Source organism: Achromobacter colocynthidis, from assembly GCF_057334535.1.
Window position 1 is genome coordinate 176,361 of sequence record NZ_JBHFIZ010000039.1, and the last position, 25,923, is coordinate 202,283.

Below are 25,923 nucleotides of genomic sequence, written 5' to 3' on the forward strand. Positions count from 1 at the left end.
GGCCATGGGGCGGGGCCGCTCTGCAATCCCTGCGCAAACCGAATTACTTGTTGCGCGCCATCGGGATCAGTTGGTTGACTTCCTTCAGGGCGCCTTCGTAGCTGTTGCCCGCCATGACCGGCGACGTCATGAACTTGCCGCCGACGGCAAACGACGGCGTGCCGTCGATGCGGTAGGCGTCGGCCAACTGGGTGGCGCGCTGCACCTGGGTTTGCACGCTGAACGAATCGAACACGGAATCGAACTTGGCGCGGTCCACGCCTTGCGTGGCAACCCAGTCGCCCATGGACTTCTTGTCGAACAGGCGCTTGTGTTCACCGTGGATGGCGGTGAAGAACTTGGCGTGCAGGTCGGGGCGTTCCAGGGCCAGGAACGTGTAGTAGACCTGTTGCAGCGGCTTCATGCCGGCGTTGAACGCGATGGGGACTTGCTTGAGGACGACGTCCGAAGGAACCGTCTTGGCCCACTCTTCAACCATGGGTTCCATGGCGGCGCAGTGCGGGCAGGTGTAGGCGAAGAATTCCAGCACTTCCACTTTGCCCGGGGTGTCCGACGGCAGCGGCGGGTTGATTGCCACATAGGCTTGCGTGCCTTGAGCGTGGCTTACCGGGCTGAAGAACGCCGAGGCGCTCAGCGCGGCCGCGGCCATGATGCGAATAATCTTGGGGGACAACATGGATGAGAGGTTCCTGAGTAAAAAGTTACAGACAGGCTCGGGGCCGGATAAGTTCAATGCAAAAAATAGCGCCGGATAGGTTTACTGGCGGACCACGGCGGTTTCGATCTTGTTTTCGCCCAGGCGGCCACGCGCGCGATTCATGTCGTCCAGCCGCGCAAACGGACCCACCCGCACACGGTTCAGCGGCTTGCCGTTGACTTCGGCCTTTTGCACCGCCACCGGCAGGCCCAGCAGGATGATGCGGGCCCTTAGCGATTCAGCGTCGCTTTCACCGCGAAACGCACCCGCCTGCAAGTAATACGAACCCGTTGCCGCCGGCGCGGCCTTGGCGGCTGGGGCTGGGGTGGGGGCGGGCTTGGACAGCGGTGTCGGGCTTGGATTTTGCGTTTGAGCCGGCGTTTGACCCGGCGCGGCGGCCTGCGGCTTGTTGGTGGACGGCAAGGTGGCGATCAGCGCACCCAGGTCATCCAGCCGGGATGGCGTTTCGTCGGGCTTGGACGCAGTGCCCGCACCCGGCAGCGGCATCGGCGCGGTGGCGGTTGGGCCGGTGGGCGGTGCGCCCGCCGCCCCGTCGCGGCCGTACAGGCCCGCGTTCGGGTCCGGCGCCTGGCGCGGGTCGGGCAGCTTGCCCGTGTCGCCCTGGCGGGTGGCCCGGTCCACGAAGGGCACGGGAGCCTTGGTGACATAGAAGGCCACGACGGCGGCCACGATCAGGCCGAGGAGCAGGCCGGCGAGCGCCCCGTAAAGGGTGCTGCCGCTTTCGCCAGAGGAACGGCGGGTGGTTTTGCGCTTGGTTGCCATGAACCGATGTTACATCCGCTCGGGCGCGGACACGCCCATCAGCGCCAAGCCATTGGCCAGTACCTGGCGCGTGGTGGCGGCCAGGCGCAGGCGCGCCAGCTTCAAGGCCGCGTCGTCCACCAGTACACGTTCGGCGCTGTACCAGGCGTGGAAGTCCGACGCGCAATCGCGCAGCCAGAAAGCAATGTGGTGCGGCGACAGGTCCTGGGCGGCCAGCGCCACCACGTTGGGGAATTCGGCCAGGCGTTGCATCAGCGCGAATTCAGACGGCGCGGTCAGCAAGGACGTATCGGCGGCGGCCACGTCGGCGGCGGGCATGCCGGCGTTGTTGATCATCGTGCAGATGCGCGCGTGGGCGTACTGGATGTAATAGACCGGGTTCTCGTCGCTTTTCGACAAGGCCAGATCTACGTCGAACACGAATTCGGTGTCGGCGCGGCGCTGGATCAGGAAGTAGCGCACGGCGTCGCGGCCCACCCAGTCGATCAGGTCGCGCATGGTGACGTAGCTGCCGGCGCGCTTGGAGATCTTGACCTCTTCGCCGCCGCGCATCACCTTGACCATCTTGTGCAGCACGTAAGACGGGTAATCCTTCGGGATGCCTTCGTTCAAAGCTTGCAGGCCGGCGCGCACGCGGGCCACGGTGCCGTGGTGGTCGCTGCCCTGGATGTTCACGGCGCGGTGAAAGCCGCGTTCCCACTTGGCCTTGTGATACGCCACGTCCGGCACGAAGTACGTGTAGCCGCCTTCGCTTTTGCGCATGACGCGGTCTTTGTCGTCGCCCGTGCCCAGTTCGGTGGTGCGCAGCCAGAGCGCGCCGCCCTCTTCATAGGTATGGCCGCCGGCAACCAGCGCCTTGACGGTGGCTTCGACGCGCCCCGACGTGTACAGCGAGCTTTCCAGGTAGTAGTTGTCGAACGCCAGGCCGAACGCCTGCAAGTCCAGATCTTGTTCGCGGCGCAGATAGGCCACGGCGAAGACGCGGATGTCGTCCAGGTTGTCGATATTGCCGGTGGCGGTGACGGGCTCGCCGTCGGACGGCTGGATGGTCTTGCCGGCCTGGAAGTCGCGCGCGATGTCGGCGATGTAGTCGCCCTTGTAGCCGTCTTCAGGCCAGTCGGGGGATTCGGTCGTCAGGCCACGGGCGCGCGCCTGCACGCTGATGGCCAGGTTGTGGATCTGGTTGCCGGCGTCGTTGTAGTAGAACTCGCGGGTGACGTCCCAGCCGATGGCGTCGTACAGGCGGCACAGGGCGTCGCCCAGCGCGGCCTGGCGGGCATGGCCCACGTGCAGCGGGCCGGTGGGGTTGGCCGACACGAATTCAACCAGGATCTTCTCGCCGCTGCGCGGGGCGCGGCCAAAGCTTGCGCCCTGCTCGGCCACCGTGGCGATGACGGCCTGGCGCGCCGCAGCGGTAATGCGCAAGTTGATGAAGCCGGGGCCGGCGACTTCGGCGCTATCGACCAGATCTCGGGCCTCGGGGGTGGCGAGCAGCGCGTCCACGATGGCTTGGGCCAGTTCGCGCGGGTTGCGGCGGGCCGGCTTGGCCAGTTGCATGGCTACGTTGGTGGCAACGTCGCCGTGGGCGGCGACCTTGGGGCGCTCGAGCAGCACATTGGCCTGGGCGTCGGGAAGGCTCTGCGCAACGGCGGCCTGGATCAGGGAGATAAGCTGTTTTTGTTGCTCGGGGAGCATGGGCGTCTGAAGAAGTTCTGGGTGAGTGACCAAGGCGGGGATCAAGCGGACGGTGTCCGGGCCGGCGATGTCACGGGAATCATCCGGAATGATAGTTGATTTGGCGGTCCAACCGGCGGGCACGGGGGCGCAAACTGTCCGGCAAGCGTTCGCGCGGGCGGCGGAACTCTCAATAAAATCAATCGCCTAGGTTTCCGGGGACGTGCCGGCGGTAGCGGCCCCTGCACCCGCCCCGTAGCGCCAGTTGGCATCCCTGGGGCGTTGGGGTAGTGTATGTAACGTATTCATTGAGGGAGACCGCAACATGCTGATTACCTTTCACTCCAAGGTCGTGGCCGAAGTTCTGATGGTGTCCGACCACGCCATGCCCATCCTGCAGGCGGCGGGAAAGCCCATCGGCGACAAAATCCCCGAACGCGGTGTGTTCACCGCCGAGCAACTGGGCCCCGCCATCAACGGCATCGAGCGCGCCATTGAAAGCGCTGAGCGTCCCGACGAGGACGAAGACGACGAAGACAAGGCCCCGCGCTCGGCCATGGCGCGCGCGGTGGGCATGAAAGAACGCGCATATCCGCTGCTGGACATGATGCGGCAATCCCAGGCCGCGGGCGTTGAAGTCACCTGGGAAGCGTCGCGCGGCTGGTAGGCAATGTCGCCCGGCGGACAATCTGCCCGGCGTTTTTTGCCTACCCTTGCCGCCTGACGCCCTTTCAAGGAACCCTTTATGCGCTGCGACATCACCATTGTTTTCGACACCCGCCGGTCGCTGGACCTGAACGCCACGGTGGAAACGTCTCCGCAACGCCAGAGCGATGCGCGCGACTGGTTCGACGGCGCCTGGGAAACCCTGGGCTGCGAACCGTTGCGCCCCAGCGGCAAAGTGCTGCTGCTGGACAAGGTGCTGGGCGTGGCCGATGCCCTGGGCTACGACACCCTGTCCAGCGACGCCAAGGAAGCCCGCGAGTTCGCGGAGCACCTGGCCATGGCGCTGGAGCGTCCGCGCATCACCGTTGACCTGCCGGGTTTGACCGTCGGCTACTGACGGCACCGGCGCGGCACACGTGAAAATCCCCGCTCGCAAGGCGGGGATTTGTTTTGGGCGGCGTCCGCGCGTAACGCGGCAGCAGGAAAACCTAGCGAATCCCCGCCCGCATGAATGACTGCACGAACTGCCGCTGAAACAGCAGGAAAGCGATCAGCAGCGGCGCGGCGGACATCAGGGTGGCGGCGGTAATGACCGACCAGTCGATGCCCTGGTCGGTGGACGAGAACACCTGCAAGCCCACGGTCAGCGGCCGGGACTCGACCGAATTGGTGATGATCAGCGGCCACAAGAAGTTGTTCCAGTGGTGGCTGACCGACACCAGCCCATAGGCCACATAGATCGGCTTGGCCAGCGGCACGTACACCTTCCACAGAATCTGCATGGCGTTGGCGCCTTCCATGCGCGCCGCTTCCTCCAGTTCGCGCGGCACGGTCTTGAAGGTCTGGCGTAGCAGGAAGATGCCGAATGCCGACGCGAAGTACGGCAACCCGATGGCGAACACCGTGTCGCGGATGCCCAGTTGGCTCATCGAACGGTAGTTCTCCACCAGCAGCACGTCCGGCATGATCATCAACTGCAACAGCACCAGCATGAAGACGAAATCGCGGCCGCGAAATTCGAAGCGCGCGAAGGCGTAGCCCGCCAGCGTGGACAGCACCAGTTGCGCCGCCAGCACCATCGTGACCAGCATGAAGGTGTTCAGGAAGTAGCGTGGAAACGGCGCCGCGTGCCAGGCGCGCACGAAGTTATCCAGCGTCAACGGCGCGAACAGCTCGAAGCGGGTCGCGTAGGCGGGCGGGTGGAAGGCCGCCCACATCGCGTAGGCCAGCGGCAGAATCCACAACAGGCCTAGCGCCCAGGCGCCCAGGGTATCTAGCTTGTCTTTCATTGATAGTGCGTCCTGCGATCCAGCCAGCGGAACTTGAACAGCGCGGTCAGCGCCAGTACCACCAGCAACACGACGGTCAGCGTGGCGGCGTAAGCCGTGTCCCAGAAACTGAACCCCACCTGGTAGATGTAGTACAGCAGCAAGGTGCTGGCGTTGTCCGGCCCGCCGCGCGTCATGACCACAACATGGTCCACCAGACGGAAGGCGTTGATCAGCGCATTGATCAGCACGAACAGCGTGGTGGGCATCAAGAGCGGCCACAGGATGCGGCGGAAATACTGCCAGCGCGATGCACCTTCCAGCATGGCGGCCTCGCGCAGCGACGGCGACACGGTCTGCAAGGCGGCCAGGTAGAAGATCATGAAGAAGCCGGCCTCTTTCCACACCGTCACCAGCATCAGCGCCGGCAAGGCGGTTGCGCTGCTACCCAGCCAGTTGGCGCCGGGCGCACCGAACCAGCCCATCACCTGCGCAATCAAGCCGTATTGCGGCGTGTAGAAGAACAGCCAGATGTTGGCCACCGCCACCATCGGCAACACCGTCGGCGTGAAGTAGGCCATGCGCAGAAAGCCGCGGCCGCTCAGATTGCGGTTTACCCACAGCGCCATGATCAGCGCAATGCCGATGGACGTGGGGATCGTGCCCAGCGCAAACCACAGGTTGTTCCATAGCGACTGCCAGAACACCGGATCGTCGCGCATGACGGCGTAGTTCTCCAGCCCCACGAAGCGCGCCGGACGCGCGCCCTTGGGGGTAGAGAAAAAGCTGTGCCAAAGCGTCGCCACCGCCGGGTAATGCGTGAAGGCGGCGAGCAGCACGATGGCTGGCAGCAACAGCAGCCAGCCATAAAGCGCATGTAAAGAGCGGCTCATCGTGCTTGTCGGTTTACTTGTAGGAACGCAGGATGCGATCGGCCTCGCGCTGTGCGTCGGTCAGCGCCTGCTGCGGCGTCTTCGACCCGATCAGCGCGGCTTGCAAGGCATCGTTCAGGGTCTTGGTGACGCGCTGGTTCTCATGCGTGGAGAATTCCGCCACGCTGACTTCCAACTGGTCGCGCGCGACCGCCGCGGCCGGCACTTCCTGTGCGTACTTCTTCATCTTCTCGGTCTGCCAGGCGGCCGGCGTCACGGCGACGTAGCCCGTGGCGATGCTCCAGTCAGCCGCGCGTTCCGGCGTGGTGACCCACTGCGCGAACTTCAGCGCGGCCTGTTGCTGCGCCGGTGTACCGCTCTTGAAGATGTAGAAGTTGCCACCGCCCGTCGGGCTGCCGCCGCGCTTTTGCTTCGGCATCATGGCCACGCCGAACGGGAAATCGGCATTCTTGCGGATGTTGGTGAGGTTGCCGGTGGTGGTCCAGACCATGGCCGCCTTCTTCTCCAGGAAGTCCTTCGGCGTGGTGCCCCAGTCGATCGTGCCCGTGGGCATGATCTTGTGCTTGGCGGACAGGTCGCGCCAGAACTGGGCGGCTTCCACCACCGCCGGCTTGTCCAGGTAGACCTCGTTGCCGGCCTCGTTCATCAGGATGGCGCCGTTGGGCGTGGTCAGCGCCTGGAACAGCCAGTAGGCGAACGCGCCGCCCGACGGAATTTCGATGCCCCACTGCGTGGTGTTGCCCGAGGCGTCCTGCTTGGTCAGTTTCTTGCCGTACTCAACCAGTTCGGCCCAGGTGGCCGGCGCGCGTTCGGGATCCAGCCCGGCGGCCTTGAACAGGTCCTTGTTGTAGTACATGACGATGGTCGAACGCTGGAACGGCACGCCCCAGGTGTGGCCGCCCGTGCGGCTGTTCTGCATGAAGGCGTCATAGAAGCTGCCCAGCCACTTCTTGTCGGCATCGGACTTGGCCAGCGAATCGATTGGCACGATGGCGTCTTCGTCGATCAGGGTGAACATGTCGGTCGACAACAGCACGGCCAGTTGCGGCGGCGTGCCGCCCTTGAGCGCCGTCAGCGCCTTGGCGATGGAATCCTGGTACGAGCCGGCGTAGATGGGCTTGATCTTGATGTCGGGGTTTTCCTTCTGGAAGTCCGCCACCATGTCGTCGACGATCTTGGTGATGGGGCCGCCCACGGCCACCGGATAGTAGAACTCGACTTCAACAGGCTTGTTCTGCGCCTGTGCCGGCAGGGACAGGCAGGCGGCGGCCAGGCTGGCGGCCAGGGTCTTCAGTACGATGCGTCGCATGGTGCGTTTCCTTTCCTGTGGATTGGGCGTCTTTCAGCGCCCGACGGTGTTGATGACCGCCGAGTCGGCGGCAAAGAAATGCTGTTGCTCGGTCGGCCACGTCAGGCCCAAGGCCTCGCCGGCGCGGGCGCGCAGATGGCCGCCAACCCGCACGGCCACGCCACTGGTGTCTCCCACGCGGCACACCACGATGGAGTCCGCGCCGAAGTACTCGACGCTTTCGACAATGGCGGGTATGCCCGCGCTGTCGATGCGGATGTGTTCCGGGCGCACGCCCAGCTTGACCGCGCCCGCTGGCGCGTTCGCGATGGTCGGGCCTTGCGTGCCGGTGATGACCGTCGAACCCTGCTGGCTGGTCAGCGCGATCAGGTTCATGGGCGGGGTGCCGATGAAGCGGGCCGCGAATTCGCTGGCCGGGCGCGCGTACAGGCCGTCAGGCGTGTCGTGTTGTTCGATCTGGCCGCCGCGCAACAGCACCACCTGGTCGGCCATGCTCATAGCCTCGGTCTGGTCGTGCGTCACATACACCATGGTGATGCCCAGGTTCTGCTGCAACGCGCGGATCTCGCGGCGCATCTCGTGGCGCAGTTGCGCGTCCAGGTTGGACAGCGGCTCGTCCATCAGGCACACGGGCGCTTCGGAAATCACGGCACGTCCCAGCGCCACGCGCTGTTGCTGCCCTCCCGACAACTGCGACGGCTTGCGGTCCAGCAGATGGGCCAGGCCCAGCAACGCGGCCACGCGCTGCAAGCGGCGATCGAAATCGCGCGCGGGTTCCTTGCGCACCTTCAAGCCGAACAGGATGTTCTCGCGCACGGACAAGTGCGGAAACAGCGCGTATGACTGAAACACCATCGAGATGCGGCGCTTGGCGGGCGGAAGTTGCGTCACGTCGCGGTCGCCGATGCGGATGGTGCCCGACGTGGGCGTGTCCAGCCCGGCAATCATGCGCAAGGTGGTCGACTTGCCGCAGCCCGACGGGCCCAGCAGCACGGTGAAGCTGCCTGCCGGCACCGTGAAGCTCACGCCGTGGATGGCGGCGGCGTTGCCGTACTGTTTGGTGAGGTTATCCAGAACGATGGATGACATGCTGTCTCGAAGATCTAATTGTTAGATCCGCATTGTTGCCTGTTATGAAAACCTTTTCATTGTGCAGCGCAAACATGACGGATTCGTGGCAAGCTCTACGGCTTCAAACTGCGCTTCGCGTGTCGGGCGCAGCGCTCATGCAAAGGGATACGGGCCGGGGTAATCCCCGATAACGGCGTGATGCGTGACAAGGTTCGCGCCCTGCCACCAATGCAACTGGTAGCCCGGCGGTTCCATGATGTATTGCAGTGTCGGGCGGGGGCCAAGCTCCAGCGCCAACTGATGCGCGGTGCCGGGGCACGTTGAGGCGATCGTGCCGCCGAAGCGCTGGAAGATCGTGCGGTGCAAATGGCCGCACAGCACGCGCTCTACCTTGGGAAAGCGCGACACGATGCGCTCCAGTTCCGGCGCGCCCGCCAGCAAGCCGATGGCGTCCATGTGCTCAATGCCGGTCAGGAACGGCGGGTGGTGCATCAACACCAGCGTGGGGCGGTCGGGTTGTTCCGCCAGGCGCGCCGCCAGCCAGTCCAGCCGGTCCTGGCAAAGCTCGCCATGGCTCTTCATCGGCACCACGGTGTCCAGCGCCAGCAAGCGCAGCGGATACGTTTCGATCGCGTACTGGATGAACGGGCCGCCGCCTTGCAGATAGTGATGATCGGGAAACGCAGCGCGCAGCTCCGCACGATCGTCATGATTGCCCGGCAGCAGAAAGTACGGAATCTCCAGCGCGCTCAAGTGGTCGCGCAACACCTGGTATTCATGCGGGCGGCCCAGGTCGGTCAGGTCGCCTGTGATCAGCACGCAATCGGGGCGCGGCGTCAGCGCGTTCAGCGCGCGCACGGCGGGCGCCAGGAACGCTGCGGGGTCGATGATGCCGTAGGCCTTGTCGCCCGGGGTGCGCATGTGCAGGTCGGTGATTTGTGCGATGAGCATGATGCGTACGGAATGTTGGAGATGGATAAAAGCAGCGGAATACGGTCCGCGGTCAACGACGCACGGACGCCGCGGTGCCACCGACCACGATGCAATGCGGCAGGCGATTCGATTGCGGGGGCTGGCCGTGAATCTGCGCCAGCAGGTTCGAGCACGCCGTCTGCCCGATGCCATCGCTGGGTTGCGCCACGGTGGTCAGCGGCGGGGTCAACAAGGCGCCAAAGCGCATGCCGTCAAAGCCGCAGACCGAAATGTCCGTGGGCACGCGCAGCCCCAGCGCGACCAAGTCGGCGATGACGGCGGTGGCCAGCAAATCGTTCGAGCAGAACAGCGCGGTGGGCGCCTGCTTGCCGCGCAGCGCCGCCTTGAGCACGTCGGCGTCGCTGCCGGTATGCGAGCTCATGGCGATGTGCTGCACGGTATCCAGATTCAGCTTCTTGGCGCAGGCGCGCGCGCCCATCAGGCGGCGTCGTGCGCGGTCGGACGCGGTCAAGGGGCCGGTCACCAGCGCAATGCGGCGGTGCCCCAGCGCGGCCAGGTGCGCCACCATGTCGCTGGCCGCGGCGCGATTGTCGACAGAGGCGAATGGGTGCGTGGACGACTCGTTGTAGACCAGCACATAGGGCATGCCCGCGCTGTCCAGATCGTCCAGTGTGGCGCTTTTGTTTACGTCGGCAACCGTAAGGATCAAGCCATCCACCTGGTGATCCATCAAGCCTTGCACCGCCGCCGATTCAACGGCGGGGTCATAGCCGGTGGCGGTCAGCATGACGCTGTAGCCGGATTCGCGCGCCCGCCGTTCCGCGCCTTCGAAGCATTCGGCAAAGACGGGGTTGGACAAGGTGGGCAGAATCAAGCCGATGGTGCGGGTGCTGCCCGACCGCAGGCTGCGGCCCACGCGGTTGGGCCTGAAGCCGGCGCGCTTGGCCACGTTGCGGATATGCGCCAGCGTGTCGGGATGCACGATCTCGGGCTGGTTGAACGCGCGCGAAACCGTCGCCGGCGAAACGCCTGCCTTGCGGGCCACTTCAATAATGGAAAAGCGGGGCGACGGGCGCGTGGCCATATCTTGATGACTGTCAATTTGCTGAAAACGATTTCATCTTACAAGACAAATATGACCTTTGTGTTGCACGGGTTTGCGCTATGCTGGTGCGAACGCAACAACATAAAGCCAGGGCGCGGCGCAGACGAATGACTCGGGAAAACACGGTGTTTTTTCGGTGTTTTTGGTGTTTTTCCCAATTGACGCGGCGCGCACAATGGCTGGGATCTGTCCGCTGAATCCGCGTGGCGATAATGCCGCGCGGCAAGCAAGGACTGACCCCTCGGTCAAGGGGACCGGGTGCGCTTCAGCCGCCACGCAATACGTGGCGCCGGGATAGAGGAAAAAGAAAATGTCTATTGCCTTGAACAGACTTGGCGCGCTTGAAGCCGCGCGCAAGCTGCAACGGCGCGAGTTAACCGCGGTGCAGCTGGTGCGGGCGTGCTTTGCCCGTATCGAGCAGCGTGAGAACACCATTCATGCCTGGACGGCGCTGCAAAAGCAGGCGGCGCTGGACCACGCCCAGGCCCTGGATGACGGCGCCCTGCGCGGCCCGCTGCACGGCCTGCCCATCGGTGTGAAAGACTTGTTCGACACCGTCGACCTGCCCACCCGCTATGGTTCGCCCATTTACGAACGCCACCGCCCCGGCCTTGACGCCGCGTCAGTGGCGCTTTGCCGTGGCGCGGGCGCTGTTGTTGTGGGCAAGACCGTTACCACGGAATTCGCCACCTACCAGGCTGGCCCCACGCGCAACCCGCGCAACGAAGCCTATACGCCGGGCGGCTCGTCCAGCGGTTCGGCGGCCGCCGTCGCCGACGACATGGTGCCCTTCGCGCTGGGGTCGCAAACGGCGGGCTCGATCATCCGTCCGGCCTCATACTGCGGCATCGTGGGCTTCAAGCCCACGTTCGGGGCGATTCCGCGCGCGGGGGTGAAAAGCCTGGCCGAATCGCTGGACACCGTCGGCGGGTTCGCGCGCTCGGTGCCGGACGTGGCGCTGTTCGCCTCGGTCATGATGCGCGATGCGCGCATGCTGAACCTGTCCTACGACGCCAAGCCGCGCATCGGCATGTGCCGCACGCTGCAATGGCGGCATGCGCAGGCCGAAACCAAGGAAGCCTTCGCGCAGGCCGCGGCCACTTTGTCGCGCGCAGGCGCCGTGGTGCAAGAGGTGCCGCTGCCCGCGCAGGATTGCATGCTGGTGCAGTTGCACGCCGACATCATGGCGTTTGAGGCCTCGCAGTCGCTGGCTTACGAACGCCTGCAACACGCCGGCCAGCTCAGCCCCAAGATTCAGGCGGTGCTGGAAGCGGGGTCGCAGATTACGGCGGAACAACACATCAAGAATCTGGCTCGGGCCGAGGAGTCGCGTGCCCGTGTGAATGGTTGGTTCGAGGACTACGACGTGGTGCTGGCGCCCAGCGCTGCCGGCGAAGCGCCGTTTGCCGACCTGGGCACCGGTGACCCGCAGTTCTCGCGGCCCTGGACCCTGTTCGGCCTGCCCTGCTTGAACCTGCCCTTCGCCACAGGCCCGCAAGGCCTGCCCGTGGGGCTGCAGTTGATCGGGCAACGCTACGACGACTACCGCGCGCTGGCAATTGGCGCCTGGGTCCATGAGCGGCTGCTAGAGGCCAATGACACGGACATCGGCGCCTCCGACATGTGGCCGCGTGGCTGAACGCTATCGGGATAGCGTTGTGCAGAAAGCAGAAAGCCCGCCGATAAGGCGGGCTTTTGTTTTGCCGGGTGCGTCAAAGAGAGGTGTGTCTTTGGGTGGCGGCCAGCCCATGTTTCGGGCTGGCTGTGGGCGTTCAGTTCAGGTTGCGCAAACGGAGTGCGCGTCGCAAGCGGAATGCGCGGATCACGCGGATTCGGCTTCTGCGGCTTCCTGCTCAGCGGACGCCACGGCGCCCGCATTGATGTGACGGTTGACGGCGCTCAGCACGGCCTGGAACGAAGCGGTCACGATGTCGCGGTCGATGCCCACGCCAAAGCCCGTGCTGGACTCGCCGACGCGCAATTCCACGTAGGAAGCGGCGCGCGTGTCGGTGCCGGTGCCGATGGCGTGCTCGTGGTAGTCCATGATGCGCACAGGCACGTCCAGCGCGGCGACGAAGGCCGAGATGGCGCCATCACCCTTGCCCGTCACGATGCGGCGTTCGCCGTTGTATTCAAGTTCGGCTTCGATGCTGAAGTGCTGGCCTTCGCCGGCCGACGGATTGCCGTCGATGCGGTGGCGGATCAGCTTCCACGGCGTCTTTTGCTCAAGGTATTCGCGGTTGAAGATGGTGTGCACATCGTCGGCGGTGACTTCGCTGCCGGTCTCATCCGTGACGCGCTGGATGGCGCGGCTGAATTCAATTTGCAGGCGGCGCGGCAAGACCAGGCCGTGTTCCTGTTCAAGCAGGTACGACACGCCACCCTTGCCGGACTGGCTGTTCACACGGATCACGGCGTCGTAGCTGCGGCCAAGGTCGGCGGGGTCGATCGGCAAGTACGGCACTTCCCAGACGGCGTCGGCCTGTTGCAGCGCAAAGCCCTTCTTGATGGCGTCCTGGTGCGAACCCGAGAACGCCGTGAAGACCAGATCGCCCGCGTACGGGTGGCGCGGGTGTACGGGCAATTGGTTGCAGTATTCGGCGCAGCGGCGCACTTCGTCGATGTCGGAGAAGTCCAGGCCCGGATGCACGCCTTGCGTGTACAGGTTCAAGGCAAGCGTGACGAGGTCGACGTTACCGGTGCGTTCGCCGCTGCCAAACAGGCAGCCTTCGATACGGTCGGCGCCGGCCATCACGGCAAATTCAGCGGCGGCAACTGCGGTGCCGCGGTCGTTGTGCGGGTGCACGCTAAGCACGATGCTGTCGCGGCGCGCCAGGTTCTTGTGCATCCATTCGATCTGGTCGGCGTACAGGTTGGGGCTGGTGGCTTCGATGGTGGCGGGCAAGTTCAACACCATCTTGTGGTCGGGCGTGGGCTGCCAGACATCGGCCACGGCATCCGACACTTCCAACGCGAATTCGGGTTCGGTGGTGCTGAACACTTCGGGCGAATACTCGTAGCTCCATTTGGTTTCGGGGCGCTGCGAGGTGTATTGCTTGATCAGGCGCGTGCCGGTGGTGGCGATGCCCTTGATCTCGTCCTTGGACATGTTGAACACGACCTTGCGGAAGGCCGGCGCGCAGGCGTTGTACATGTGGACGATGGCCTGCTTGGCGCCGGCGGCGGCTTCCACGGTGCGGCTGATCAGGTCTTCACGCGACTGCGTCAACACGATGATGGTGACGTCATCGGGGATGCGCTTTTCGTCGATGAGCTTGCGCACGAAATCGAAGTCGGTCTGCGAAGCGGACGGGAAACCCACCTCGATTTCCTTGAAGCCGATCTTCACCAGTTGTTCGAAGAAGCGGAGCTTGCGCTCGACGCTCATCGGTTCGATCAATGCCTGGTTGCCGTCGCGCAAGTCGGTGCTCATCCAGATCGGCGCCTTGGTGATGCGGCGGCTGGGCCAGGTGCGCTCGGAGAAGTCGCGGGTAAAGGGCGCGAAGGGGACGTATTTGGTGGCGGGGTTGGCAAGCATCATTACTACACCTCGATCGGTATCTTTTGAATCCCGTGAGCACTGAGTCTCGTCGGCGCCTGTGACCGGATGACGGTCTTGCGCCAGGGGTTGCCGTGATTAACCGGCAGGATTCACAAATAAATGGGGGAAATCGCGTGTGGCAAACGTGGCTGCCGAGCTACCACGGGGACACTAGGCCCGGCAACCGATCGGTAGGTATAGCGATAGCGCGGCGGCGAAGGAGGAGCGAGCGCGCAGGCCGGCGACCGGAGCGGCGAAGCGTCCGGTGGCAATCGCGGGGAGGGTGCGGTAAGCGGCCATAGGGTGCTAGTCAAACATACTTTTTCGACAAGCGCAAACAGAAACTGCCAGGTTGGGGGTCAGCGCGCCGGGCCGATACGCGGTTCGACGTAGCGTTCGGTGCGCGCGTCGCCGCGCGGTTCGCGGCGGCCGTCATCGCGCGGATCCCGGGCTGGCAGGCTGGCCGATCCGTCCAGAATTTGCGCCTGTTCCGCCACCATGGCGATCTTGCCGATGCGATTGTGGCGAATTTCAGACAATGCGCGGCGCAAGTCGCCTACAGTGAAGGGTTCCTGGCGGTCGCCCCAGGTCCAGCGCAGCACGCCCAGCGATTCTTCAGTCAGATTGGGGGCCAGGTCGGCCAGAACGTCGGTGCCTACCGGCGTCGCGGCGCCCGAGGCCAGGCTGGCCGAAAACCAGGCCCGCACGGAGAAGAAGACGATCAGGGTCCAGATACCGGCGACGACCCACCAGATGTAAGGATTGACCTTCTGCGCCATGTCCTGGGTGGGTTGGCCCAGGGTATGCAGGAAGTCGTAGTTCATGCGCTTGCCGAAATCCAGTATCCACGAGGCAATCAGATACCAAAGGACGACGGCGACGGCGATGACTATCGCGCGCACAACGATTCGGGGTAGCGCCAGTTTGAGCAGGGTCTGGCCGATAAGTCGGCTGTCCTGGCGAACGCTTGCGGGCGAAGTCAGATTCATCATGCAAAATATTGTACCTATGACCCGTCCAATTTTAGAACTGCGACCTGGCCAGCATTTGACGCTGACCCCTCAGCTACAACAATCGATACGATTGTTGCAGTTGTCCACGCTCGACCTTGAGGCCGAGATCTCGCAAGTGCTCGCGGACAATCCCCTGCTGGAGCGGGAAGACGACACCCCCGCCGCCGAGGCGCAAGCCGAATCCGAGCGCGAATCCTCCGTGCAGGACGATGAACCCGCGGTGGAGCGCGAGACGCCCGTGGACGAAATGCCCGGCTCGGGCGGGGTGTATTCGGATGATGACTCCGGCCTGCCCGAGGCGGCGCGCCCTGACACCCTGCGTGAGCACCTGCTGGGCCAATTGATGTTGACGCGGGCCGCCCCGCGCGACGCTGCGTTGGCCGCGCTGCTGATCGACGAGCTGGACGAAAACGGATACCTGGGGTCGCCGCTTGAGGAAATCCTGACCTGGCTGCCCGCCGACATGGAGCCGGACCTGGACGAATTGCGCGCCGCGCTGTCTTTATTGCAGTCGTTCGATCCCCCCGGCATCGGTGCGCGCGACATGGCCGACTGCCTGGTGTTGCAGTTGCGCCACCCCGACCTGTCCCGGTTGCCGGAAGCGGCTGACCCGGCGGTCCTGGCGTGCGCTCGCGCAATCTGCGCACAGCATCTACCCGTGCTGGCGACGGGCAACGCCGCGCGTCTGTGCGCTGCGGTGGGCTGTGACGAGGCGACCTTTCGCGCCGCCCATTCCCTGATTCTGCGGCTAGAACCCCGCCCCGGGCGGGCCTGGACGGTGCCGGCAGCCGATTACGCCGTGCCGGACGTCATCGTGCGCAAGACCCGGCGCGGCTGGCAAGTCACCCTCAATAGCGCTGCGGTGCCCCGGTTGCAGATCAACGGCCTGTATGCGCAGATGTTGGGCAATCAGAAGGAATCCGCGCACGCGGGCCTGCAGACCCAATTGCAGCAAGCCAGATGGATGATCCGCAACGTGGAGCAGCGCTTTGACACGATCCTGCGGGTTGCCCAGGCGATCGTGGAACGCCAGACCGCGTTCTTCAGCCAGGGGCCATCCGCCATGCGTCCGTTGATCCTGAAAGACATTGCTGGCGAACTCGGTTTGCACGAATCGACCATTTCACGGGCCACAACGCAGAAGTACATGCTCACTCCGTTCGGCACGCTGGAGCTTAAGCGCTTCTTTGGCACGGGCGTGTCCACCGACGGCGGCGATGCGACTTCCGCCACGGCGGTGCAGACCTTCATCCGCCAAATGGTGGCTGAAGAGAACCGCGCCAAGCCCTTGTCCGATAGCCAGATCATGCAGAAATTGGCCGATCAGGGGATAGTCATCGCCCGTCGGACGGTGGCAAAGTACCGCGAAGCACTGCGGATTGCCCCCGCCACGCTGCGCAAGGCACAGGCCAGCGCGCGTTGAAATAGGGGACGATTCCGCGCGGATTCGTCCTTTGTTTCAAGGGCTTGCGTGACAATTCCGCTACAACTTTTTTTGTGGACGGGGCTTGTCATTCGTCGAATAATTTTCGATAATCATTCGCATGTACATTTGCGTATGTAATGCCATCACCGAACGCCAAGTCCGCGCCAGCGTGGACGGTGGCGCGACGACGCTGTCCGACCTGCAATTCGAGCTGGGCGTAGCCACGTGCTGCGGCTGCTGCGCGGCAACCGCCGCCGAATACCTGCCGGGCGGCCGCTGTTCCAGCGTGTGCGACGTTCGCTCCATCGCCGTTCCGGTCAATGCTCCTGCCACTCTGGTTGAGTCGGGCGCGGCTGCCAACAACAGCAGCTTCCCCATTCCGCTGGTCGCCGCGGGCTGAGCATTGCCGTCCCCTTCCGGCTCGCTGAGATTTCCCAGCGGGCCGCGCTGTTTTTCCTGCCGGTTTTTCCGCCGCGCATTCCCGCTGTTTTTCCCGCCGTTTCTCTATCGTCCCCTTTTGCCCGCTTTGGGTTGCAAAACCGCAACCTGACGGCATCAGCGCGTTTCTCACCGAAAACACCCCGTCTTCCTCCGATTTCCCAACCCCCAGCGCGCAATATGCCGAGCGTTTGCCGTGGATGGGTGCGCGCAAGGCCGCATATCGCTTGCCTTGCATGAGCAAGGCATCAAGGTCGCATACTCATTCTCATTGGCTTGTCGCTTTCTTGTAGCGGTCCTAAAGCGGTTTACCAAATGCAGAGCAAGGCTAGGCGCGGCCCCGCGCCAGGTGGTAGTCTGCCGGGGTTGCGTACGCGCGGCATCGTGCGCTCCTTTGTCGCGATGCACTCGCGTCGCGCCTGACTGCAAGGAGTCCATTATGAAAGGCGATAAAACCGTCATCCAGTTCTTGAACAAGCAACTGACCAACGAACTGACGGCCATCAACCAATATTTCCTGCATGCCCGCATGCTGAATCACTGGGGCTTCGACAAGCTGGGCAAGCACGAGTACGAAGAATCCATCGGTGAGATGAAGCACGCGGATCGCCTGATCGCGCGCATCTTCATGCTGGACGGCCTGCCCAACCTGCAAGACCTGCACAAGCTGCTGATCGGTGAAGACGTGCCCGAGCTGCTGGCCTGTGACCTGAAGCTGGAGCAAGCGGCGCACACCACCGTCGTGGAAGCCATCGCCTATTGCGAATCGGTGCGTGACTACGTTTCGCGCGATCTGTTCCAGGACATCCTGGACGACACCGAAGAGCACATCGATTATCTGGAAACCCAGATTGAACTGATCGACAAGGTCGGCATCCAGAACTACCTGCAAAGCCAGATGTCCGTGCCCGAGTAATCGGTCCGACAGCCAGGCAATGAAATGGCGCCCCTCGGGGCGCCATTTTCATGTGGGGCTTAAAAAAATGCGGAGTTACTGCGGACGGGCCGGGCATTCCGCCATCGTGCCCCAGGCGCGGTTGGGCGCACAGTACTTGTTGCGGGCGTTCCAGGAGCACGAGGGGCGCTCGAAGAAGCCTTGCGTGGCGCACTGGGCCAACTCGCGCTTGAGCGCGTCCTGCCAGCCGGGAACCCCGGGGGCGGGCGACGTGTTGGGCGGAGGGGGCGGCGCCTGAACCATTTGGGACGTGCCGTAGCCGCCGGCCTGCATTTGGCCACCATTGATGGCGGTGGAGGTGCCAGGCACTTGCAGATCCATCGTGGTGACGTCCGACGAGCCGGACGGCAGCGGCACTTCCGAGGCCGCCGCGATTTCGCGGGCCTGCTCAGGCGTGATGCGTTCGCGCGAGAGCTTCACGGAGGGATCGCTGACGGTGTCGAATAGCGACACCGTATTGACCTGCCATTCCCGATCAGCGGGCTTGTCCGGCACGCCTAGCGTGCCGTCGATGCGGGGCTGCGGGGGTTGCGCCACATAAGGGCGTCCGTTGGCGTCCAGCACAGGCTGCTGCGAAGCCGCCGCGTCCTGTCCAGGAGCCGGTGCAGCGGGCGGCGCGTGTGCTACCAGCCAGTCACCCAGTTGAATACCGCCCCAGGCCGACGCGCCAAGCGCGATCAGGAGCGTTGCGAATAATAAGCGCCAAGACATTGCTACCCTCATCTGCCGTGCGGAGCCCGAACGGGCCTACGCCTTGTCCCCGAAAACTTTGCCTCCATGCTCGCGCATGGCATGGAATTTAACCTCGGGATACAGATCCTCGGCTACGCGCAACTGCGCATGGGAACTGATCAAAAACGCCGCCGCATCGACAACATCATAGGCGATATGGGCGGCATTGGCATCCATGAACTTGCGCAGCGCCTTCGGGTTTTCAGACGTAATCCAACGTGCCATTGTGTAGCGCGAAGGCAGCATCCGGGCGTCCGCGCCGTACTCGGTTTTCAAGCGGTGAGCGACCACTTCAAACTGCAATTGGCCGATGGCGCCCAGCAGCAATGAGCCGCCGGCGGCCTCGGGGCGGAACACCTGAATGGCGCCCTCTTCGCCCAGTTGGGTCAGGCCGGTGCGCAGTTGCTTGGTGCGCAGCGGGTCCTTCACTTCGACCGCCTGGAACAGTTCCGGCGCGAAGAACGGCAGGCCGGTGAACTGCAGCGTTTCGCCTTCGGTCAGCACGTCGCCCAGTTGCAGCACGCCGTGGTTCGGAATGCCGATCACGTCGCCGGCATAGGCCTCGTCCAGCAGCTCGCGCCGTTGCGACAGGAAAGACACCACGTTGTTGGGGCGCATTTCCTTGTTGGTGCGGGCTACCTTCAAGCGCATGCCGCGTTCAAAGCGGCCCGAGCTGACGCGCACGAATGCAACGCGGTCGCGGTGGGCCGGGTCCATGTTGGCTTGCACCTTGAACACCACGCCGGTGAACTTGGGTTCCTCCGGCAGCACTTCGCGTTGCAGCGCCATGCGCGGGCCGGGGGGCGGCGCGTGGTCGACCAGCGCGTCCAGCACTTCCTGCACGCCGAAGTTATTGATGGCGGACCCGAAGAACACCGGGGTCTGCTTGCCGGCCAGGAACTGGTCGCGGTCGAACGGGGGCGCGGCTTCGTTGATGAGTTCGATCTCGCCGCTGGCCTGGTCGAACGCCGAGCCGTAACGGCGGGCGATTTCGGGGTTGGTCAGCCCTTCGATGACGTCGTCATTGTCCGAGCGGCGTTCCTGCCCGGGGCGGAACACGCGCATGCGGTCGCGGCGGATGTCGAACACGCCGCCAAATGCCTTGCCCATGCCGACCGGCCACGAGAACGGCACGGCGTCCATGCCCAGGTGGCCTTCGATTTCCGACAGCAGTTCCAGCGGCTCGCGCACTTCGCGGTCCATCTTGTTGATGAACGTGATGATGGGCGTGTTGCGCGCGCGGCAAACCTGCAGCAGGCGGATCGTCTGCGGTTCCACGCCATTGGCGGCGTCGATCACCATCAGCGCGGCGTCCACCGCCGTCAGCACCCGGTAGGTATCTTCCGAGAAGTCCTGGTGGCCCGGGGTGTCGAGCAGGTTGATGACGCAGTCGCGGTATTACATCTGCATGACCGACGAGGCCACGGAAATGCCGCGTTGCTTTTCGATTTCCATCCAGTCGGACGAGGCATGGCGCGAGGCTTTGCGCGCCTTGACGCTACCGGCGATCTGGATCGCGCCTGCGAACAGCAACAGCTTTTCGGTCAGCGTGGTCTTGCCCGCGTCGGGGTGGGAAATGATCGCGAACGTTCGGCGCCGCGCAACTTCTTGAGGGATATTCATGGTCGGGGAGATTGTACTTAACGCCGCTTTTGGAGCCGGCGCGGTACGGCATCGTGCATGAAAAAGCCTTGGGGCACGCGCTGTCGCCAGCGAGCACCGCAAGGCCCGAAAATTCAGGAATGGCGGCGGAACGACGCCAGGAATACACCAGCCAGAATGAACAGCGACCCAAAGGTGCGGTTCATCCAGCGGATGTGCTTGGCGTCGCGCAGCAGGCGCAGCACGCGCGCCGCCAACAACGTGTAGACACCCATGGCGATCAGGTCGGTGAAGGCCAGCGTACCGGCCAGCGCCATGTATTGCGGCGTCAGCGCCAACGCGGGGTCCACGAACTGCGGCACCACGGCCAAGAGGAACACCGTGCCCTTCGGGTTCATGGTGTTGATCAGGAAGCCGCGCATGACGAGCTCACGGATCGAGGCCTGCTTGGGGTCGCCTGCATCCACCGCAACGGGCGCGGCGTCGGTACGAATCTGACGCACGCCCAGGTAGATCAAATACGCCACGCCCAGATACTTGACCACATTGAAGGCCATTTCGGACGTCGCCAGCACCGCGCCCAAGCCCACGGCCACGACGACGAACTGGAACAGGATGCCCAGGATGAGGCCGGCCGTGTTCCAGTAGCCGCGTGCAAAGCCGTATTTCAATCCAGAGGACATCGCGGAAATCGCGCCCGCCCCGGGTGAGAACGAAATGGCCCAGGAGGCCAGGAAGAACGTCAACCAGGTGGATAAGGGCATGATGGCGCGGGTCCTTGGATCGCAGGAAAGAGGTGCCGGGATATTACTCGCTTGGCTTTACTTGCCCAGCAAGGCCGCGCGCGGACGACCCGAACCGCCATTGCCCGCCGGACGCGGGGCGCCTTCGGCACGGCGCGGGGCCTGCTGCGGACGGCTTTCGCCGCGACCCGCGTGAGCCGGACGGTCAGCGGGCTTGCTGTCGCGCTGGCCACCATTGCCACGGCCTTCGCCGCCGGCGCGAGCCGGTGCGGGGGCACGGCCACCGGTGGATGCGCGAGCCTGGCCCTGGGCCGGACGCGAACGACCGGCGCCAGCGTTGCCGCCGCGGCCGGCGTTACCGCCATTGCCGCCACGACCGCCGTTGCGATTGCCGCCGCGCGGGCTGCGCGCGTCTTCATCGCGTTCCTGGCGTTCGAAGGCGGCGGCGCTGGTGGGCGACGGGGTCCAGCCTTCGACCGGCTTGCGCTCGATCGTCTTCTTGATCAGGCGTTCGATGTCCTTCAGCAGCTTGATTTCGCTGTTGTCGACCAGCGAGACGGCAGCGCCCGTGGCGCCGGCGCGGCCGGTACGGCCGATACGGTGCACATAGTCTTCCGGCACGTTAGGCAGTTCGAAGTTCACCACCTGGGGAAGTTGGTCGATGTCCAGGCCACGGGCGGCGATGTCGGTCGCCACCAGCACCGTCACGGTGCTGTCCTTGAAGCCGGCCAGCGCGCGGGTGCGGGCCGATTGGCTCTTGTTGCCGTGGATGGCGGCGGCGGTCAGGCCGTCCTTGACCAGCTTTTCAGCCAGGCGGTTGGCGCCGTGCTTGGTGCGCGTGAACACCAGCACCTGATGCCAGCCGCTTTCACGGATGATGTGGCTGATCAGGTCGCGCTTGTGATGCTGTTCCACCATGTGCACCGTCTGGGTGACCAGTTCGGTGGCGGTGTTGCGCGGGGTGACCGAGACTTCGCCCGGGTTGTTCAGCACGCCACGCGCCAGCGTGCGGATTTCGTCCGAGAACGTGGCCGAAAACAGCAGGTTCTGGCGTTGCTTGGGCAACAGGGCAAGAATCTTGCGGATGTCGCGGATGAAGCCCATGTCCAGCATGCGGTCGGCTTCGTCCAGCACCAGGATTTCGACGCCGGACAAGTCCACCGTCTTCTGGCCGCAATGGTCGAGCAAACGGCCCGGCGTTGCCACCAGGATGTCCAGCGGCTTGCGCAGCGCGGAGATCTGGGGGTTGATATTGACGCCGCCAAACATCACCATGGACGTCAGCGAGGTGTATTTGCCGTAGGTTTGTACCGATTCGGCCACCTGCGCGGTCAGTTCGCGCGTCGGGGTCAGAATCAGGCAACGGGGGCGGCCGGGCTTGCGCGCTTCCGGCTTTTGCTGCATCAGCAAATGCAGGATGGGCAGCGTGAAACCGGCGGTCTTGCCGGTGCCGGTTTGCGCGGCGGCGAGCAAATCGCCACCTTTCAAAACTTGGGGAATCGCCTGGGCTTGAATAGGCGTGGGTGCGGTGTAGCCGGTATCGGCAATGGCGCGCAACAGGGAATCAGCCAGCCCGAGGTCGGCGAAAGGGGAAGAGGTAGTCAAAACAACTCCAGCGGCAGCCCGTCGCTCAAGTTGAGAGACTCCAATCCAGGCGGACGAATAAGGAGAAAAGGGAAGCGCCCTGATGGGCGAAGCTTGGCAGCGAAGGGCCATAGCGGACGTGTGCAGATTGGCAAAGCACACTCGGCGATTGTAGCTGATGTGGCGGTGCAGCAGCGGATTGCTTTACCGGTGCTGTATTGCGAAGTAACAAATTGCAGCGTATCAGAACGAAATACGTGTTTTCCCTAGGGCGCACTCCCTATAATCGCTGCGCATCTATCCATTCAAAGAAATAAAGGGTCGCTATGAAGAAATCGGCATTAGTGGGCGTCGTGGTTGTTCTGGGCGCGGTGTGGACCGGCACGGCCTGGTACACGGGCCAAAAGGCCGAGGCGTTCGTCAACCAGTCCATCGGCGACGCCAACGTTGAACTGAAGAAGTTCAGCGACCAGTGGGGCATTGCTTCCAGCGTGGAATTGATGTCTTTCGAGCGCGGCGTGTTTTCGTCCACCGCGCGCTATCGCGTCAAGTTCACCCTGCCGGCCGCCGAGGGCAAGCCCGCCGAAGAGCGCGACGTGGTGTTCGTCGAGCATTTGTCGCATGGCCCGCTGCCGATGTCGAACCTGAAGTCGGGTTCGTTCGCGCCGGCCATGGTGGCCAGCGACTTCGTGCTGGAAGAGACCCCGACCGTCAAGGAATGGTTTGCCGCCACCAAGGGCGCGGCGCCGCTGTCCGGCCACTACAGCGTCAGCTACGGCAAGGACATCACCGGCAAGTTCAACATGGCGCCCGCCGACGTTGCGAAGGATGGCACCAGCCTGTCGTTTTCGGGCATGACGGGTAACTTCGACTACACGATCGACACCAAGCACGGCATCTTCGACTTGAAGACCGACAAGCTGGTGCTGGCCGGCCAGAGCGAAAACAGCGACGTGGTCAACATGACCATGCAAGGCATTGCGCTGACCAGCGACATGACGCCGGCGTCCAACGACATGTACGTGGGCAACCAGAAGCTGACGCTGAAGGACTGGACGATCACGTCCAAGGAAAAGCCGCCCGTCCAGTTCAAGGACACGTCGATTGCCGTCGACATGACCGAAGCCGGTTCGGCCATGGGCGCGAAGATGGCTCTGGACTTTGGCATGATCAACGTGCAGGCCAAGGACGTGGCCGGCATGAAGCTGGGCATTGACGTGCAGAAGCTGGACTCCAAGGCGTTCAAGGCGCTGAACGACGTCTACGAAGCCGCCTCGCGCCGCATGATGCAAAGCAACGGCGAAGAGCAACTGCCTGAGTTCACGCCGGAAGAGCAGCAGGTCATCAAGGCCAATGTTGAACAGATCCTGGCGGGCAACCCCACGCTGGCCGTGTCGCCGCTGGAAGTGCGTACCGCCAACGGCACGTCCACGTTCAACCTGAATCTGGACTTCGCCAAGCCCGCGTCCATGGACGGTGAAATCGCCGATACCCTGACGCAAGCCGTGCGCAAGCTGGACGCCAAGCTGGTGCTGTCCAAGGGCAACCTGGGCGACCTGATGGCTGTTGAACCGCAGATGCGTGGCGTGCCGGCCGAACAAGCCGCGCAAACCGCCAAGGGCCAAGCCGAAATGGTCGCCACCATGGCCACCGCGATGGGCATGGCCAAGGTCGAGAACGACAACATCGTCACCTACCTGAACTACGCCGACGGCCAGGTCGACTTCAACGGCAAGAAGATGCCGGTTGAACAGTTCCTGATGATGGTCATGAGCGGCGCGATGGGTGGTGCGCGTTAAGCGTGTTGTGACCCCACGGCGCCGATAAACATCGGCGCCGTCGCATGAAGACTGCTGCGCCGTAAAGGCGTGGCAGTTTTTTTTTGTGAATGCCCAGTCAAGCAGAATAAGAAAAATCTCGGAATCGGTATGAGCCGGACATGTGGGGTCACGTTCGCACATGCCCGGCGGGCCTCCCGATAACGGTTGCTGTCCATACTGTGACGTCAGGTCATCGGGTATGGGAATCATGAAGAAAACATGGATTGCAGGCGTGCTGGGATTGGCCCTTGGCGCGACGGTCACCGCGGCGGCCTGGTACACAGGCAAACGGGCGGAAAGCGATCTGGACCAGACGTTGGGACAGATCAACGGCGTGTTGCAGGCATTGGGCGAATGGGGCGGGCAAACCGTGCCCGTCATCGAGCTTGTTGCGTCCGAGCGTGGCGTTTTCTCGAGCACGCGGCGATACCGGTTGACGTTGATGCCCGCCGGCGGGGGCGCGGGCCCGGCGCAAGAGATCAAGCTTGTCGAAACCCTGGACCACGGCCCGTTTCCGTTTCAACGCCTGAAAGCGGGAATGTATGCGCCGGCGTTGGTGGCCGGCCGCATCCAGTTGGAAGATTCCGCCTTCGTCAAAGATTGGTTTGCCGCTGCCAATGGCAACGTACCGGTGTCAGGCGAATACGCCATTGATTACAGCAAGCAGTACTCGGCCCGCTTCGATGCAACGGTGATGGCGTTGCAGCAGGGCACGGCCATCCTGCGGGTCTGGAACCTGACAGGCAACGTTGCCTACTCCGCCGCCCGGCAACGCGGCGTGGCGCAGTGGCGTGCCGACAAGCTGTTGGTGTTGTCGCAACGTCATCACCATTCAAGCTTTGAGCTGCTGGCTCCGACCTGGCGCCAAGAGCTGAGCAGCGAGCCGGACGGCGCGCTTGCCACGCAGCAGCAGCTGGCGTTCAAAATGGCCACACTGACCGCGCACGGCCAAGCTCTGTGGGTGGCAAAAGACACATCTCTTGCCTTGGGCACTATGCAATTGGGCCGGCTCTGGGGCATCGACACGAAGATTGATATCGGCGCGTTCAAGGGGCGGGAAACAGGGAATGAAACCATCGGCCTGCAACTGACGGCAGCCGTCAAGAACTGGGACCAACACGCCATCAAGGCACTGGTCGAGACTTCCGCGGCCTTGGCTGGCCGTTCGGGCGAAACGGAATACGGGGCGGGCGCGCAGCAATTGATGGCGTCGATGGCGCTGCATCTTCAGGCGTTTCTTGTCGGCCAGCCCACCCTGTCTTCATCGCTGACGGTGCGCTCGGCGTCGAACACGTCCACCCTGAAGTTGGATCTTGGCCTGACCGCGCCCGATCCCGCGCAGTCGCTGCTTCAGGCCCCCATGCTTGGCATGCTGAAGACGCTGGATTTCAGCATGGCGCTATCCAAGCCGATGCTGCGCCAGGTGATCGCCCTGCAGCAGCGTCCGCCTGGCGTGGTGGTTCCGCTGGTCATCCACAAGGCGCTGGCCGCAAGGCAGGTCGACGCCATCGCGCAAGCGCTGCGTGAAATGGGCCTGGCCAGCATCAACGGCGACGCCATACTGGCCCGTGTGCGCCTTGCCGACGGCATGGTGGAATCCAACGGCGCCGTCATGCCATTGGATGCCTTCCTGGGTCGGCTTGGCGGCATGATCAATCTTGAAAATTGAG

At 63.8% G+C, this 25,923-nt stretch carries 22 protein-coding genes and 1 pseudogene; 8 read left to right on the forward strand and 15 right to left on the reverse strand.

All coding sequences use genetic code 11. The features are described 5' to 3' along the window. Positions 1-43 precede the first annotated feature (43 nt). The 3 genes from ACE04A_RS27320 to argS all read right to left on the reverse strand — a co-directional run bounded on the left by ACE04A_RS27320 (position 44) and on the right by argS (position 3,175). Positions 44-676, reverse strand: coding sequence for a thiol:disulfide interchange protein DsbA/DsbL (locus ACE04A_RS27320; protein WP_259251411.1), 633 nt, complete (start codon positions 674-676; stop codon positions 44-46). 81 nt (positions 677-757) lie between these two features. After that, positions 758-1,480: an SPOR domain-containing protein gene (locus tag ACE04A_RS27325; protein WP_448715733.1), complete on the reverse strand. Its 723-nt coding sequence runs from the start codon at positions 1,478-1,480 to the stop codon at positions 758-760. 9 nt (positions 1,481-1,489) lie between these two features. After that, positions 1,490-3,175 carry an arginine--tRNA ligase gene (argS, locus tag ACE04A_RS27330; protein ID WP_485820715.1) on the reverse strand — a complete coding sequence of 562 codons (1,686 nt, stop codon included), beginning with the start codon at positions 3,173-3,175 and terminating at the stop codon, positions 1,490-1,492. Between the two features lie 304 nt (positions 3,176-3,479). On the opposite strand from argS, the gene ACE04A_RS27335 reads away from it, so the two are divergent. Together ACE04A_RS27335 and ACE04A_RS27340 are read left to right on the forward strand one after the other, a co-directional pair. Continuing rightward, positions 3,480-3,821, forward strand: a complete 342-nt coding sequence (locus ACE04A_RS27335; protein ID WP_259251414.1) for a DUF1840 domain-containing protein — start codon at positions 3,480-3,482, stop codon at positions 3,819-3,821. A gap of 78 nt (positions 3,822-3,899) precedes the next feature. Further along, positions 3,900-4,217, forward strand: coding sequence for a hypothetical protein (locus ACE04A_RS27340; protein ID WP_100853586.1), 318 nt, complete (start codon positions 3,900-3,902; stop codon positions 4,215-4,217). A 91-nt stretch (positions 4,218-4,308) separates the two neighbouring features. Here ACE04A_RS27340 and ACE04A_RS27345 read toward each other — a convergent pair whose 3' ends face one another. The 6 genes from ACE04A_RS27345 to ACE04A_RS27370 form a co-directional block, all read right to left on the reverse strand. Beyond that, positions 4,309-5,109 (reverse strand): carbohydrate ABC transporter permease, encoded by an 801-nt coding sequence (locus tag ACE04A_RS27345; protein ID WP_100853585.1) that lies wholly within the window; start codon positions 5,107-5,109, stop codon positions 4,309-4,311. After that, entirely contained in the window at positions 5,106-5,981 is an 876-nt protein-coding gene (locus ACE04A_RS27350; protein WP_448715735.1) for a carbohydrate ABC transporter permease, read from the reverse strand. The genes ACE04A_RS27345 and ACE04A_RS27350 overlap by 4 nt, the downstream gene beginning before the upstream one ends. Before the next feature lie 13 nt (positions 5,982-5,994). Then, positions 5,995-7,290: an ABC transporter substrate-binding protein gene (locus ACE04A_RS27355; protein ID WP_259251415.1), complete on the reverse strand. Its 1,296-nt coding sequence runs from the start codon at positions 7,288-7,290 to the stop codon at positions 5,995-5,997. A 33-nt stretch (positions 7,291-7,323) separates the two neighbouring features. After that, positions 7,324-8,379: an ABC transporter ATP-binding protein gene (locus ACE04A_RS27360; RefSeq protein WP_485820716.1), complete on the reverse strand. Its 1,056-nt coding sequence runs from the start codon at positions 8,377-8,379 to the stop codon at positions 7,324-7,326. A gap of 135 nt (positions 8,380-8,514) precedes the next feature. Further along, positions 8,515-9,312: a phosphodiesterase gene (locus tag ACE04A_RS27365; protein ID WP_448715737.1), complete on the reverse strand. Its 798-nt coding sequence runs from the start codon at positions 9,310-9,312 to the stop codon at positions 8,515-8,517. Between the two features lie 52 nt (positions 9,313-9,364). Then, a complete protein-coding gene (locus ACE04A_RS27370) occupies positions 9,365-10,378 on the reverse strand; it encodes a substrate-binding domain-containing protein (protein ID WP_259251419.1) in 1,014 nt (337 codons plus the stop codon). Between the two features lie 331 nt (positions 10,379-10,709). Between ACE04A_RS27370 and ACE04A_RS27375 the strand changes: the two genes are divergently transcribed. Further along, complete coding sequence (locus tag ACE04A_RS27375) at positions 10,710-12,038, forward strand: amidase (RefSeq protein WP_438859693.1); 1,329 nt, start codon at positions 10,710-10,712, stop codon at positions 12,036-12,038. A 183-nt stretch (positions 12,039-12,221) separates the two neighbouring features. On the opposite strand, the gene leuA is transcribed toward ACE04A_RS27375, so the two are convergent. After that, a complete protein-coding gene (gene leuA, locus ACE04A_RS27380; RefSeq protein ID WP_259251421.1) occupies positions 12,222-13,940 on the reverse strand; it encodes a 2-isopropylmalate synthase in 1,719 nt (572 codons plus the stop codon). 359 nt (positions 13,941-14,299) lie between these two features. Further along, positions 14,300-14,932 carry a hypothetical protein gene (locus tag ACE04A_RS27385; RefSeq protein ID WP_279993582.1) on the reverse strand — a complete coding sequence of 211 codons (633 nt, stop codon included), beginning with the start codon at positions 14,930-14,932 and terminating at the stop codon, positions 14,300-14,302. 16 nt (positions 14,933-14,948) lie between these two features. Between ACE04A_RS27385 and rpoN the strand changes: the two genes are divergently transcribed. The 3 genes from rpoN (at position 14,949) to bfr (ending at position 17,733) form a co-directional block, all read left to right on the forward strand. Beyond that, on the forward strand, positions 14,949-16,376 hold the full coding sequence (rpoN, locus tag ACE04A_RS27390; protein ID WP_447987706.1) for an RNA polymerase factor sigma-54: 1,428 nt from the start codon (positions 14,949-14,951) through the stop codon (positions 16,374-16,376). A gap of 121 nt (positions 16,377-16,497) precedes the next feature. Further along, positions 16,498-16,779 carry a (2Fe-2S)-binding protein gene (locus ACE04A_RS27395; protein ID WP_050448875.1) on the forward strand — a complete coding sequence of 94 codons (282 nt, stop codon included), beginning with the start codon at positions 16,498-16,500 and terminating at the stop codon, positions 16,777-16,779. Positions 16,780-17,256: 477 nt separating this feature from the next. After that, complete coding sequence (gene bfr / locus ACE04A_RS27400; RefSeq protein WP_050448876.1) at positions 17,257-17,733, forward strand: bacterioferritin; 477 nt, start codon at positions 17,257-17,259, stop codon at positions 17,731-17,733. A 75-nt stretch (positions 17,734-17,808) separates the two neighbouring features. Here the strand turns inward: bfr and ACE04A_RS27405 are convergent, their stop codons facing one another. The 4 genes and pseudogenes from ACE04A_RS27405 to ACE04A_RS27420 all read right to left on the reverse strand — a co-directional run bounded on the left by ACE04A_RS27405 (position 17,809) and on the right by ACE04A_RS27420 (position 22,454). Next, entirely contained in the window at positions 17,809-18,495 is a 687-nt protein-coding gene (locus ACE04A_RS27405) for a hypothetical protein (protein ID WP_259251425.1), read from the reverse strand. 24 nt (positions 18,496-18,519) lie between these two features. Then, positions 18,520-20,127 (reverse strand): annotated as a pseudogene (locus ACE04A_RS27410) (peptide chain release factor 3). 113 nt (positions 20,128-20,240) lie between these two features. Then, entirely contained in the window at positions 20,241-20,870 is a 630-nt protein-coding gene (locus ACE04A_RS27415; protein ID WP_448715740.1) for a LysE family translocator, read from the reverse strand. A gap of 57 nt (positions 20,871-20,927) precedes the next feature. Further along, positions 20,928-22,454 carry a DEAD/DEAH box helicase gene (locus tag ACE04A_RS27420; RefSeq protein ID WP_259251429.1) on the reverse strand — a complete coding sequence of 509 codons (1,527 nt, stop codon included), beginning with the start codon at positions 22,452-22,454 and terminating at the stop codon, positions 20,928-20,930. A 305-nt stretch (positions 22,455-22,759) separates the two neighbouring features. Between ACE04A_RS27420 and ACE04A_RS27425 the strand changes: the two genes are divergently transcribed. Continuing rightward, positions 22,760-24,232 carry a YdgA family protein gene (locus ACE04A_RS27425; protein ID WP_259251431.1) on the forward strand — a complete coding sequence of 491 codons (1,473 nt, stop codon included), beginning with the start codon at positions 22,760-22,762 and terminating at the stop codon, positions 24,230-24,232. A 229-nt stretch (positions 24,233-24,461) separates the two neighbouring features. Continuing rightward, entirely contained in the window at positions 24,462-25,922 is a 1,461-nt protein-coding gene (locus tag ACE04A_RS27430) for a YdgA family protein (protein ID WP_448715741.1), read from the forward strand. Position 25,923 lies beyond the last annotated feature (1 nt).